Here is a 13,329-nt window from a genome sequence, read left to right on the forward strand (position 1 = left end):
GAATTGTATTCAATTCTGCTCGTCGCCGTTGCCGCTCGTCGGCCACGGCTTGGGTTCGGCAGGATCCATCACGGCGAGCAGATTGCCTTCGATGGTCTGGCAGAAGCGTTCCAGCGGGAGGTCGTTTTCGTCGAAGCCGAACGGGTCTTCGATTTCGACGCCGATTTCCTCGATGCCAAAAAAAACAAAGGCCACGAGCAGCGTGCCGCCGACGGTCCACCAATGCAGCGGCTCGACGAGCACGAACGGCAGCGTGAAGCAATAAAGAATGAGTGCTCGCCGCAAATGCACCATGTAGGCAAACGGAATCGGCGTCTTATGGATTCGCTCGCAGGCGCCGATGTAGTCGATTAGCAGATTTACGTTTTGATCGAAGAGCATCAGCATCTGATCGCTGATGACTTGCCGGTTGCGGGCGGTGACTGCGGCGCGCGAAATTCGCTGCGCGACGGCCAGCGGCATGTGCTGCGCGGCGAGCACGGCGCCAACGTCTGCTTGAGGCAGGTCCTTACTGCTCGGCGCGAGGGCTTTTGCTCCGCGCAGAGCCGACATGGCTGCATACGGGAACGACGCAGTCCAGAGGATTAATTCGCGTTGCAGTTCCGGAGCTGCCGTGAGCAGGGTGGTGGCCTGGCGGGCGAGGTTGCGACATTCATTGACCATGCCGCCCCACAGCTTGCGGCCTTCCCAGAATTTGTCGTACGACGAATTGGTGCGAAACACCAGGAGCAAACCGAGCGCGGTTCCGATGAGAGTGTGGACGGTCGAAGGGACGGACAACGAGAACCCATGGATCCACGGGGGCAACAACTCGTGAGCCGCCGTCACGAGCACCGACCAACCGACGCAAAGGGCGACCCGGCCCATAATTTCCGGCAGCATCGAGCCGCGAATATCGAGCAGGTGCGATCGCCAATCGTGCGGGTTGTAACTAATCATGCCGCCGAATTTACGGGCTGCGACGACGTTCGCCAATGGGAATTCGGGGGTGGAGTGACATGCCACCGTGTGCCACTGGCCAGAGCCAGTGCTGGATTGGCGAGGGAACGTCGGCAGCTCGGCTCACCGGTGCCACTGGCCGTTTTGGCAAGAGGTTATCTGGCGAACTAACGGTCGTTTCACGCCAGCGGCGCTGTCGCGGTGAGAGCGAAGGGAGGGCGAGGCTCTGTCACGCGACATAAAGTTATGCCGTTAATCGCGACACATAGTTTTGCCGTTAATCGCGACATAAAGTTTTGCCGGGTTGTGGGATTCGGTAGCATGAGTTCGTCTCGGGCGTCTGGTGAATTCGTTGCTGCGGAGATTCGATCATGCCTCGTGCTTTGGCTTTGGCGGTTCGGCGGGCGATTTGGCGACGATCTAAGAATGGGCAGTCGGTGGCGCTCATCGCCCAGGAGTTGGAGTTGTGCGAGCGGACGGTGAGGAGCTTTTTGCAGCGGTTGCGGGCGCGGGGCGAGGCTGCGTTGGCGGCCAATTATCAGGCGTGCGGCAGAGAGCGTTCGCAGGATGCGGAAGTGGTGCGGCGGCGAACATTGCGATTGCGTGAGCAGCATCGGCGCTGGGGCGCTGAGCGTTTGCGAATTGAATTAACGCGGTGGTTTGTTGCGGCTCAACTTCCCAGCACGCGCACATTGCAGCGCTGGTTGCGGACCACGCGGCCTGCGCCGAGTGGTCGTCGCCAGGGCACGCGCGTGACGCGAGCAGAGCAGCCGCACCACGTTTGGCAGATTGATGCTGCGGAGCAGAAGCGACTGGCCAGCGGCGCGCCGGTGTCGTGGTTGCGCGTGGCCGATGAGTGCAGCGGCGCGGTGCTAATGTCGTTTGTTTTTTCCCCTCGGTCACTTCACGCAGGTTCCCGTGGTTCGCGTGCAGGCCTGTTTGCGGCAGGTTTTTAGCGAATATGGAAGGCCGCACGTGATGCGTGTCGACAACGGCGCACCGTGGGGTTCGTGGAGCGATCTCCCCACCGCGCTCGCGCTATGGCTCATCGGCTTGGGTATTGAGATGCACTGGAACACGCCGCGCCGACCGCAGGAGAACGGCGTGATCGAACGAAGTCAGAGCCTGGTGAATACTTGGGCGGAACCGCGGCAGTGCCGAACTGTGCGTCAGTTTCAATCGCGACTGCGGCATGAAGATCGCTTGCAACGCGAAGTTTATCCCGCAATTCACAAGCAGCCGCGAGTCGTGGCGTTCCCCGAGCTGAAGCATTCGGGGCGCACCTACACGGCAGGTTGGGAACGACGTCACTGGAACTGGGACCGCGTGCTTGAGCATCTCAGCACCTATTGCGTGCCCCGTCGTGTCGATCAGTCGGGCAAGATCGGGCCGTATCACCGCAAGCTGTTTATCGGCGCCCGACACGCCGGCCGCGACGTGTACCTGAGCTTCGACCCCGATCGCTTGGAATGGCTGGTGACCGATGAACCAGGCAACCAACTGCGAGCGATATACGCCTCCGACTGGACTCCACACGCCGTGCGCACTCTCCAAGTGCCAGGGCCGGCGCAGCGTCGCAAATGAAAACACTGGCGTAGACAAGTGAACATGAAAGCTAGCTAGATCGGCAAAACTTTATGTCGCTATTAACGCGGCAAAACTTTGTGTCGCGTGACAGGCTCCTGCCGAGCCGCCGAGGTGGAATTGCGAAGGCCGCCAGCGACTGCTTTCGACCGGCGCGGCTCGGCGGGAGCCTCGCCCTCCCAAAGGCAGCGACAGCGTGAGCGGTTACCCGTTGGCTCGCTGACCCACCTCCCGTCGCCGATCGGCACTGGCCAACGAGCCAGTGGCACGCGAAAAATATCGTCAAGAAACTAGTGGACAACCAGCCACTACTCTCCTCTAGTGGGACGTCGCGTCGTGGATTTTCAGTTTCCCAAACGAGGAGCAGAGTCATGGCCGAGGATCAAAAAATCGAGGGGCAGAAACCTGACGGCAAGAAGCCAAAAAAGGAGAAGGACATCCTCAAGCCGATGCATGTCAGCGAGCGCGATAAGAGGATTTTTCACGAGGTGCGTGTCGACGGCCGATCGCAGACGGAGGTCGGCAGTAAGTACGGCCTCACGCAGCCGCGGGTGAGCAAAATTATCACGCGCGTCGAGCTTTGGTTGTCGCAGCCCGTCGCGAAGGATTTTGCCGAACTGCCGCGGGCCGATCGCCTGCGAGCCGCCGCGCGCCTTCACAAGATGCGACTCGAAAAAATGTACGACGAAGCTCTCTCGGCGTGGGAGGCGTCGCGCAAACCGCGGACCATTCGCAAGACGAAAATGGTCAAGGGCGAGTCGGTTCCCGACCCTGAAGTGCAATCGCAAAACGGCGACGCTCGGCTGTGGAAGTGCGTGATCATCGCGATGAAAGAGCTGTCGGCGTTCGAGGGTTTCAATGGCCGCGGCGAGGTCGATGCCTCGACGGCAGGCCGCGTGTGGGAACCGGTGCTGAAAGACGAAGCCGTGAATCGCGAAGTGAAACGCCGCACGATGCTCGGCATGTTCGACTCGCCCGGCGATGAAGGAATTCCGGGAGCGTGGGGGAATGAGATGGCAGCGCGCAATGCGCAGCTTGCCGCCGATGGAGCCAATCAATCGACGGCGAGCGATGATCGCGCGGAGGAATATCAATCGGCATTCGACCACGGCTCGGCGGGAGCCTCGCCCTCCCTGAGCGACGACTGTGTAGAAGTTTGCGACCCACCCGTTAGTGGCTGTTATAAAAGGTTATACGAAAACGGTAGTGAATCGACGAAAAGTGTTGAACAACAGTGTGTTACGACGAAAGAAAAAAGTGATAACCTGTTATATATAACAGGGTCAGTCGCCGGGAGGGCGACGCTCCCGCGGAGCCGCGCCGGTGAACCAGCCGCCGCCGGCGGAACCAATCCATCGAGCGGGAACGGCAAGCGAGCGGAAGGAAATCGAGCGGAAGGAAATCGAGCGGCCTCCGACCACGGCTCGGCAGGAGCCTCGCCCTCCCGCGGAACGCCCTCCCGAGAAACGCCCTCCCGAGAAACGCCCTCCCGAGAAACGCCCGCCCGAGAAACGCCCGCCCGAGGAACGCCCGCCCAGGGAACGCCATTCCGGCAATTCCCCTCGCCGGAATTCATGGCGAGAAATACCGGCATGCCGATCGTCACCGTTCGGCAAATGACCCCGCCCTCGAAACGAGAATTCGGCATGCCGTATCCATAGATCGAGTGGAGCCACCCAGGGGCTAGCATCTCGGTTATGCTGGTTTTCAGGCATCGTTTTGAGGTTGGAATTCGCCTTTTACGGAATGCCAGCAGCCTGATATAGTCCGCGCCGTCGTAGCTTTGCTGGTTTCGCTGCCCGTCTTGAGGGACGAAGCATGTCTGCTGCTTGGATGTTGATCTGTCTCACGTTCGCCGTCGATCCGGCGCCCGCTGCGCAAAACGCCGCGGCCGATGAGGCTCCCGATGCGGTCGTGGTTTGCCCGCGGACGTTTGTCGGGGCGCTCGAACCGTTGCTGGCCCATCGCCATGCGCAGGGGCATCGGTTCACCTACGTGCCGAATAACTGGAGCCCTGAAGAGATCAAGGCTGGCATCAAGAAGGCCGCCGCTCGCGGCAGCCTCAAGTATGTGTTGCTGGTCGGCGATGCCGAACCATCGGCGGCGACGAACGTGCTCACGCGGCAGCGCTGCATTCCGGCTCACTACGTCGATGCCAAGGTGAATGTGAAATTCGGCAGCGAGCCGCAGATTGCCACCGACAATTGGTATGCCGATTTGGATGACGACAATCTCCCCGATCTGGCTATCGGTCGCATTCCGGCCGACACGCCGAAGCAGGTGGCCGATGTTGTCGCGAAGATTATCGCTTACGAAAACTCGCTCGATTACGGCGAATGGCGACAGCGGATCAATTTCGTCGCCGGCGTCGGCGGTTTCGGCGGCGTGATCGATCCGATGATCGAAGGGACCACGCGCAAGTTTCTCACCGACGGCATTCCGGCGGGTTATACGACCAACATGACCTACGGCAGCTGGCGAAGTCCGTTCTGCCCCGACCCGCGCAAGTTCAGCGACGTCTCGCTGCAGCAGCACAACGACGGCTGCTTGTTCTGGGTTTATATCGGGCACGGCGCGCACAACTCGCTCGACAAAATCGTCGTGCCGGGCGCTCGCTTTCACATTCTCGATGTGAATGACGCTCACAAGCTGAAGTGCCAGAATCGGTCGCCAATTGCGGTGATGCTGGCCTGTTACACCGCGGCTTACGATGCCGAAGAAGACTGCCTTGCCGAGACCATGCTCGCCGCGCCGGGCGGTCCGGTGGCTGTGTATGGCGGTTCGCGCGTGACCATGCCGTACGCGATGGCGGTGATGGGATCGGCCCTGATGGAGCAATATTTCAAGCAACGCCCGGAGACACTAGGCGATGCGATCTTGAATGCGAAGCGCGAGATGGTCAAGCCGCTCGACGAAACCAATCCGCTAAAGAACACGAACCGCCTGTTGCTCGATGCCCTCGCCGGCATGATGAGCCCCACGCGGCAGCACCTGGCCGATGAACGTCTGGAGCACATGCACCTGTTCAATCTCATCGGCGATCCGATGACGAAGCTCGCCCATCCGGAAGTGGTGAAGCTAACCGCTCCTCGCGATGCGAATCCGGGACAAACGATCGAAGTCAGCGGCGAATCGACCCTCGGCGGCAAGGCCGTGCTCGAACTCTGCTGCCGCCGCGATTGCTTCAAGTCGGAGCTGCCGGCCCGCGATCATTTCGATCCTTCGAACGCTGGCCTGGCCGCGCTGCAACCTGTTTACGAAGCGGCCAATGACCGCAGCTGGGCCAAGTATCAGCTGCAACTGCCGGTCGGCGCCTTCACGACCAAGATCGTCGTGCCCCAAGAATGCCTCGGCGCTTGCCACGTGCGCATGTACGTGCAAGGCGAAAAAGCCCACGCACTCGGCAGTGCGAATCTGTACGTCAAACCGGTGAAGCTGGTCGAACACACGGAAGCGAACTAGTTGTAAGGAGCCTGCTGCGATGACCACGCCTCATCAACCGTCGTCGACGCCGTCCAAAAAGACGCTCGCGCCGAGTTCGGTCGCGCGCGAGTTGCCCCGCGATGAAAACGCGCGGCCGCTCGAGCACTTCATTCCGATTCGCAAAGCCGACCTCGTTCGCATCTTGAGCAACGATCCCGGCTTGGAGTTGCACGAGCGCGAGTCGTTTGCCCATTTCTGCAAACTGCTCGAAGCGACGCTGCATCACGACTTTCATTCGCACCTGGATGAACTGAAAGATGCCTACGCACCCTTCGATCCCGATGCCGAACCCAAGCCGCGGGAAAAACTGACGCTCGAGCAGCGCGAGAGTCATGCGCAGAAATTATTTCAGCGTTTTGACGAGCTGATGACGAAGGCAAACTTTCGCCGACTGTCGGATGAAGAGTTGCAGTACTCGCTGAACACCAGCAACGAATCGGGCGTGACGATCACGGCGAACCTCGACATCTTCGACCGCCTCGATATCTATGTGCGCGGCGATGTGATTGGCAAGAAGACCGTGCGTAATTGGTCACGCCTCGGCAAACCAAAAGAAGTCGAAATCTGCACGTATCAGCGGCTAGCCGTGATGTTTCGCCTGAAACCGGGCGCCGACAGCAAACAGCCGATCGATCCCTCGGCGGTTGTGCTCAAGCTCTTCAAGAACATTCCCAAGTCCGATATCGAAATGCTGCTTCCCGGCACCACGGTGCGCATGACGCTGTTCGACAAGGGCAAGATCATCATTCCGACTCTCTCGGGCGTGGTGATCACGCTGGTGAAGATTCTGCAGGGAGCGGTCGCGCTGGCCTTTGCCAGTTTGCATGGCGCGGTGGCGTTTCTGGCGCTGATCAGCGGCGTGTTTGGCTATGGCTTGCGGTCGTTCTATGGTTATTTGAATACGCGCGATCGTTATCACTTGAACCTGACGCGGAGCTTGTATTTTCAAAATCTCGATGGCAACGCCGGGGTGATTCATCGCCTGCTGGATGAAGCCGAAGAACAGGAATTTCGCGAAGTGGTGCTGGCCTGGTGGTTGCTGCGGCAGAGTGGTTTCGCGGCACTGACCAGCGAACAACTCGATCGCGCCACCGAAGCCTGGCTCGAAAAACAGCTGGGATTGAAGGTTGATTTTGAAGTCAGCGATGCCCTGGCTAAGCTGCAACGGATGAATCTTTGCCGAGAGTTGCCGGGCGGGAAGTTTCGCGCCGTGGATCTCGAAGCGGCGCTGGTCAGCTTGGATCGCGCTTGGGATTCGCAGTTTGAGTTCAATCAACAAGCACAGTCGACATTGCCGATTCGGCGGGCCGCGTAGTTGCCATGGCTGGAGTTGCTGCTGTCGTCCTGCGGGGCGAAAAGTTTCTCGTCATCCGGCGTTCGCAGACGGTGCGTTCGCCGGGCAAGTACTGCTTTCCTGGCGGCAGCATCGAGGCTGGAGAGACCGAAGCACAGGCCGTGGTGCGGGAGTTTTCGGAAGAGCTCGGCGCGCCGATCCGGCCCATCGTGCGGCTGTGGTCGAGCGTGACGATCACTCACGTTGCGCTCGGTTGGTGGCAGGTGGCGCTCGCGGAAGATCAGCCACTCACGGCGAATCCGCTGGAAGTCGAATCGATTCATTGGTTGACGCGCGAAGAAGCGCTCGCACTGCCGGAGCTGTTGCCGAGCAATCGCGACTTTTACGATGCCTGGCAGCGTGGCGTTTTCACGTTCCGAAGTGAATCAGGCGGTTGACGGGAGCAGATCGTCAATCGTCTTCACGAGCAGCGCGTGTTCGACTGGTTTGACGAGGTGGGCATCGAAACCGGCTTCACGCGTTTGGCGGCGGTCGGATTCCTGGCCCCAGCCGGTGAGGGCGACGATCTTGATGCGCTGGCCCCACGGCTGCGTGCGAATCGCGCGACAGGCCTGGTAGCCATCCATGATCGGCATGCCGATGTCGAGCAGGATGATCTCGGGTTGAAACTGCTCGGCCTTGGTGACGGCTTCCTGGCCATCGTGCGCGGTCTGCAGTTCGTTGCCCGTGATCTTCAGCAGCATGGCGAGCGTGATGGCTGAGTCGCGGTTGTCGTCGACAACCAGAATCTTTCGCCGACCTTTCTTCGTGGTTAGTTCAGTATCGACCGGCGGCCGCGGCTGTGGACCGGCGGCGAGCGCCGGAAGTCGCACGGTGAACTCGGTTCCCTGGTTTGTTCCTTCGCTGTGAGCGGTGACGGTTCCTTCGTGCATTTCGACGAGGCGTTTGACGAGCGTCAAGCCGATGCCGAGGCCTCCTTGCGCGCGATCCAAGGTGCGATCGAGTTGCGAGAACATTTCAAAAGCCCGCGGCATGAGTTCCGGCGGAATACCGATGCCATTGTCACGGACGCGGATTAGCACGTCGCCGTCGCCCCGTCGCACGCTGATGGCGATTCGGCCGCCGGGCTCGGTGTATTTGCAGGCGTTGGTCAGCAGATTGCCGAGCACCTGCACCAGCCGAGCGGAATCGGCATGCACGTGGATCGGCTGCGCGGGGAGATCGATCTTGAGTTCATGGCGCGCCGAGTCGATTTGCGGCTGGCAGGCTTCGACAGCGTTGTTCACAATGTCGGCGACGGAGACGCTCTCGCGGCGGAGCGCGAGACGATTGCGACTGATGCGGCTGACATCGAGCAAGTCATCGACAAGGCGAACCATTTGCGACATCTGCCGCTCCATGGTTCCCCGCGATTGGGCGATGACTTCCGGATTATTGTCGGCCCGCTTCATCACTTCCAGCGAGTTGCGAATCGGCGCGAGTGGGTTGCGTAGCTCATGCGCGAGCGTGGCCAGGAACTCGTCCTTTTTGCGATCTGTTTCTTTGAGCGCTTGTTCGCTCTGCTGAAGTGCGGCTACCGTCACACGCAGTTGCTCGTCTTGTTGCGCGAGATCCGTCGTGCGCTGCGCGACTCGCCGTTCGAGTTCCGCATTGGCTTGTTGCAAGGCTTGTTCGGCTTGCTGGCGAGCCTTGATCTCGCGCTCGAGCTCTTCGGGACTGCGCATCGCGAGAACATTGGGCACGACACCGAACAGCGAAAAGACCGTCGCCCATGACACTACGGCGGTGAAGAGTTTGATCATTCCGGCCAGACGATACGCGGGCCAGTAGAAGATGATGGCTTCCATCAGATGCGTCGTGCCGCAAGCGAGGATGAACGCGCCGAACAGCAGAAAGATGGTGCGAAACGGCAGGTCTTGGCGGCGGAAAAGAAAGTAAGCCAGCACGAGTGGGATCGCGACGTAAGCGCCCCATACACCGAGATCGGAAACAATGTGCAGCCAGCCCAGCCAGGGCGTTTCACTCCAACCGCTGCCACATTGCCAACGCGCGGGAAAGCCGGCAGGGCTGAACAACCGTGCGAGAAACTCCACGGGATCGCTCCGTCATCACGAACTCAGTTCCTCTTCGCACCAGCCAGGGCATTCCTTTGACTGGCAAAAACACTTGGTGCGAAGAAGGGGGCATTCTAGCGGATGAGCGAGGTGGTCAACAGCGGCATGCGGGTTATGCGTTGCCGCTCAAATCGGCCTTCAGGTTGATTGCTTTGCCGCGCAAACCGGGAATGAGCATCGGCGTTTCGTCGCGATAGCGGGCGTACGACTGGCCGTGATAAGCGAGCAGGTCGCGCTCTTCCCAGCGAATGGCAAGGAGGATGTAAACGAACATTCCGCCCGCAAACAACAGGTGCGAAACGGTCATCGTCGGCGCGGCCCAAAAAACCGTGAGCCAACCAACATATAGCGGATGGCGAATCCAGCGATATGGTCCCGGCGTGCGAAACGGCAGGCCCGTGTATTCACGTCCTTGGTAAAAGAGCCAGACTTGTCGCAGGCCGAAGAGATCGAAATGGTTGATCAACAGCGTCGAGCCCACCACGATCAGCCAACCGCTCAAGTAGAGAGCGTAAGTGGCCGTTCGCAGCCATGGCGATTGCACATGCCAGATCACGCCGCCGATGGGTTCCCACAGCGCGACGATCAGGCCGAGAGCAACGCACGACAGCACGAGGTAGGTGCTTCGTTCAACCGGTTCGGGAACGTATTTGGTCCACCAGCGTTTGAACCACGGCCTCGCCATCACGCTGTGTTGGACCGCAAATAGCGTCAGCAAACCACAGTCGATCAGAATCGCCAGCAGCATACCGGAGACCGACGTACTGCGCGATGCCGAGTCGATGGTCCGCTTCAGCCAGAAGTTGCCGAGAAAGCAAAGGGCAAAAACGGAGGTAAACAAAAATAAGGCGTAAGCGAACAAGCCATACGCCAGAGCAGCCAGGCGATTTAACACGGGACGACCTCGGTAGGCGGGTTGGAAGGAGCAGCAGAGTTACCAGGCGCGACTTCTTGCCAAAAGTGACAGGGAATTTCGCCGGGGACTAACAGCACTATCCGCAAGCCATGACCGCCGCGGCCAAAAATTACGAGATTCCTTCGGGCCCACGTACCGTGTCGCTAAGTCGAATCACTTCTTCCACCGGCAGCACAAAGACCTTGCCATCACCGATGTTGCCATCGGGGCCGGTGCGGGCGACCTGGGTGATGGTTTCCAGCGTCGGCTCGAGAAAATCCTCGTTCACGGCGATTTCGAGAGCGACCTTCCGCAGCAGATTCGTTTTGTATTCCGCGCCGCGATAGGTGGCCGCCTGCCCTTTTTGCCGGCCAAAGCCCTGAGCATCGCAAACGGTCATCCGCTCGACGCCAATTTTGGCGAGGGCTTCTTGCACGGCCCGCAATTTGGTCGGTTGAATCAAGGCGAGAATCAAACGCATGCCAGGTTCCTGCTTCGGCAAAGCTCCGAAGAATCTATGGAGAGGATTTCGTAAAGTATACTCATCGCCACCGTCTCTGCGGCGGTGGTTCATCCGCTTTTGCCTTACTCCTTTGATCGATTCAAAATGCTCCCTCGCATCATCGCCGATACGCCGCTCAATCCCGTCATCGAAGAACTGCTCGCCGGCAAGGTCGAGATTCTGCCGTGGGTCGTGGCCCTGGACGGCTCGCGCGAGCCGATCGACGGCCTTTACACCTACGGCCATCCGCAGGTCGACGGCGAAATGCTCGACCGGCTGCCGGGGTTAAAAGTCATCAGCAACTACGGCGTGGGTGTCGATCACATCCGCCTGGCCGATGCCGCCGCGCGGGGCATTCCGGTCGGCAACACGCCGGGCATTCTCGACGGCGCGACGGCCGATATGGGATTCACGCTACTGCTGGCTGCAGGTCGGCGACTCGTCGAGGGCGATCGCTACGCTCGCGGCGGAGAATTCACGCGTTACGATCCGGGTTACATGCTGGGTCGCGAAATCCATGGCAGTACCCTCGGCATCATCGGCATGGGACGCATCGGCCGACAAGTGGCGAAGCGAGCCCGCGCCTTCGATATGAATGTCGTCTATCACAACCGCCGGCGCGATGAACAAGCCGAAGCGCTCTACAGCGCACGATACTTGTCCTTCATCGACCTGCTGACAACGGCTGATTACGTGATGCTTTGCTGCCCGCTCAGCGAAGAAACTCGCGGTCTCATCGGCCGCGAACAACTAGCCCTGATGAAACGGACAGCGATTCTCATCAACATCGCCCGCGGCCCGGTCGTGAATACGGCGGCCCTGACCGAAGCACTCGCAAGCCAGCAGATTTACGCGGCGGGCCTCGACGTGACCGATCCTGAGCCACTGCCGCGAGACCATCCGCTTCTCAAGTTGAACAACGTTACCATCGCGCCGCACCTGGGGAGCGCCACCGAGCAAACTCGGCGTCAAATGGCGGAAATCTCCGTCGAAAACCTGCTGCTGGGATTGGCCGGGGAACCGCTGAAGCACCAGGTTCTTTCGTAACAGTTATGCCAGACCCCCGCTTTGACAGAATTCCTTTCGCCACCGATACTTCAGTGAACAGCAACTCGCCGCTTCGTGATCCAGTTCGGACATGGTCAACACCCTCTTCCTGCCCGAACTGCGCGAAATGCTCGCCGAGCGCAATGCGCACGACCTGCACGAGTTCTGCATCGCCCTCAACCCGGCCCGCCTGGCCGAATACATGGAGGGCCTCACGCCGGCCGAGGCCTGGCAGGTGGTGCAATATGCCGAGCTGAAGCTGCGGGAAGATATCTTTCTGTACTTTCAGCACGAACGGCAGATCGAGATCATCGAATCGCAGGACAGGGCCGAAGTGGCCGAGCTGCTCGCTGATCTGCCCGCTGACGATCGCGTCGACTTGCTGTACGACGTGAAGGAAGACGTCGTCGAAGAGATTCTGCCGCTGCTGCCGGCCGATGAACGCCGCGAGTTTCTCCGGCTGCGGGCTTATCCTGAAGCCTCCGCCGGCGCGATGATGACCACCGAAATGGCCATGATCGAGGAGGAGCTCTCGGTTCGCGATGCTCTCGTCGCGCTCAGCCGCGAAGCCGAGCACGTCGAGACGATTTACTACATCTACGTCGTCGACAAGGATCTGCACCTCCGCGGCGTGGTCTCTGCGCGGCAACTTGTTTCATCGCTGGGCAAGCCTGATCTGAAAGTCTCCGATCTCATGGAGACTGACATGATCATGGTCAATGCGACCGAAAACAGCGAAGAGGTGACGCGGCTCGTCGAACGCTACGACTTGCAAGCCATTCCCGTCGTCGACAATCAACGGCGGTTGGTCGGCATTATTACGCACGACGACGTGCTCGATGCCGTGCGTCAAGAAGCGACCGACGACGCGCAGCAGATGGCCGGTATCGCGCCTCTCGAAGATAGCTACCTGCAAACCGGGCTGTTCGAACTCGCTTGGAAGCGCGGCATTTGGCTGAGCATTCTCTTCATCGCTGCTGCAGTAACCGCCACGACGCTCGATACGTACGAAGACAAGCTCAAGCAGTGGGCCTGGCTGATGATGTTCGTGCCGATGATCATGTCGAGCGGCGGCAACAGCGGCAATCAATCGGCGACGCTGATCATCACGGCCATGACGGCCGGCGGACTCGGCGTGAAAGACTGGCGACGCGTTGCGCTACGGGAGTTGTGCGTCGGGCTGATCCTTGGCAGTGTGCTCGCGGTGTTTGGGGTGCTGCTGTCGACCGTTCTCACGCTGCGCGATCCCGATGCTCATAAGCAGACGTGGTGGCCGCTGGTGATTCCGCTCACGTTAGTATTAGTCGTGACGAGCGGTGCCGTTTCTGGTTCGATGCTGCCGCTGATCTTCAAGCGTCTCGGCCTCGATCCCGCGCTGATGAGCAATCCATTTGTCGCCGGCCTGAGCGACATTCTGGGAATCGTCATCTACATGACCGTCTCGATGCTGTTGCTGCGGTAAATCGATCCG

The 13,329-nt window shown here is 59.9% G+C and carries 12 protein-coding genes; 8 read left to right on the top strand and 4 right to left on the bottom strand.

Annotated elements, in window-relative coordinates; all coding sequences use genetic code 11:
* Window positions 1–9 precede the first annotated feature (9 nt).
* The gene (locus tag M9Q49_RS08280; RefSeq protein WP_254508249.1) at window positions 10–975 is read right to left on the bottom strand and encodes a bestrophin family protein; all 966 of its coding nucleotides are present in this window, start codon (window positions 973–975) and stop codon (window positions 10–12) included.
* A gap of 335 nt (window positions 976–1,310) precedes the next feature.
* Here M9Q49_RS08280 and M9Q49_RS08285 point away from each other — a divergent pair, with 335 nt between their 5' ends.
* The 6 genes from M9Q49_RS08285 (at window position 1,311) to M9Q49_RS08310 (ending at window position 7,737) form a co-directional block, all read left to right on the top strand.
* Window positions 1,311–1,895 (top strand): helix-turn-helix domain-containing protein, encoded by a 585-nt coding sequence (locus M9Q49_RS08285; RefSeq protein ID WP_254507121.1) that lies wholly within the window; start codon window positions 1,311–1,313, stop codon window positions 1,893–1,895.
* A gap of 19 nt (window positions 1,896–1,914) precedes the next feature.
* A complete protein-coding gene (locus M9Q49_RS08290; RefSeq protein WP_254507120.1) occupies window positions 1,915–2,523 on the top strand; it encodes a hypothetical protein in 609 nt (202 codons plus the stop codon).
* Window positions 2,524–2,894: 371 nt separating this feature from the next.
* Window positions 2,895–4,184, top strand: a complete 1,290-nt coding sequence (locus tag M9Q49_RS08295) for a hypothetical protein (RefSeq protein ID WP_254508250.1) — start codon at window positions 2,895–2,897, stop codon at window positions 4,182–4,184.
* 157 nt (window positions 4,185–4,341) lie between these two features.
* Complete coding sequence (locus M9Q49_RS08300) at window positions 4,342–5,985, top strand: C25 family cysteine peptidase (RefSeq protein ID WP_254508251.1); 1,644 nt, start codon at window positions 4,342–4,344, stop codon at window positions 5,983–5,985.
* Between the two features lie 19 nt (window positions 5,986–6,004).
* The gene (locus M9Q49_RS08305; protein ID WP_254508252.1) at window positions 6,005–7,321 is read left to right on the top strand and encodes a TMEM143 family protein; all 1,317 of its coding nucleotides are present in this window, start codon (window positions 6,005–6,007) and stop codon (window positions 7,319–7,321) included.
* 5 nt (window positions 7,322–7,326) lie between these two features.
* Window positions 7,327–7,737 (top strand): NUDIX domain-containing protein, encoded by a 411-nt coding sequence (locus M9Q49_RS08310; RefSeq protein WP_254508253.1) that lies wholly within the window; start codon window positions 7,327–7,329, stop codon window positions 7,735–7,737.
* Here the strand turns inward: M9Q49_RS08310 and M9Q49_RS08315 are convergent.
* The 3 genes from M9Q49_RS08315 to M9Q49_RS08325 all read right to left on the bottom strand — a co-directional run bounded on the left by M9Q49_RS08315 (window position 7,726) and on the right by M9Q49_RS08325 (window position 10,790).
* Complete coding sequence (locus M9Q49_RS08315) at window positions 7,726–9,393, bottom strand: hybrid sensor histidine kinase/response regulator (RefSeq protein WP_254508254.1); 1,668 nt, start codon at window positions 9,391–9,393, stop codon at window positions 7,726–7,728. The genes M9Q49_RS08310 and M9Q49_RS08315 overlap by 12 nt on opposite strands.
* A gap of 133 nt (window positions 9,394–9,526) precedes the next feature.
* Window positions 9,527–10,309, bottom strand: coding sequence for a methanethiol S-methyltransferase (gene mddA, locus M9Q49_RS08320; RefSeq protein WP_254508255.1), 783 nt, complete (start codon window positions 10,307–10,309; stop codon window positions 9,527–9,529).
* 130 nt (window positions 10,310–10,439) lie between these two features.
* Complete coding sequence (locus M9Q49_RS08325; protein WP_254508256.1) at window positions 10,440–10,790, bottom strand: P-II family nitrogen regulator; 351 nt, start codon at window positions 10,788–10,790, stop codon at window positions 10,440–10,442.
* A 126-nt stretch (window positions 10,791–10,916) separates the two neighbouring features.
* On the opposite strand from M9Q49_RS08325, the gene M9Q49_RS08330 reads away from it, so the two are divergent.
* Window positions 10,917–11,858, top strand: coding sequence for a 2-hydroxyacid dehydrogenase (locus tag M9Q49_RS08330; protein ID WP_254508257.1), 942 nt, complete (start codon window positions 10,917–10,919; stop codon window positions 11,856–11,858).
* A 91-nt stretch (window positions 11,859–11,949) separates the two neighbouring features.
* Window positions 11,950–13,320: a magnesium transporter gene (gene mgtE / locus M9Q49_RS08335; protein ID WP_254508258.1), complete on the top strand. Its 1,371-nt coding sequence runs from the start codon at window positions 11,950–11,952 to the stop codon at window positions 13,318–13,320.
* The last annotated feature ends 9 nt before the right edge of the window (window positions 13,321–13,329 follow it).

This window comes from Anatilimnocola floriformis, assembly GCF_024256385.1.
GTDB classification, from domain to species: domain Bacteria; phylum Planctomycetota; class Planctomycetia; order Pirellulales; family Pirellulaceae; genus Anatilimnocola; species Anatilimnocola floriformis.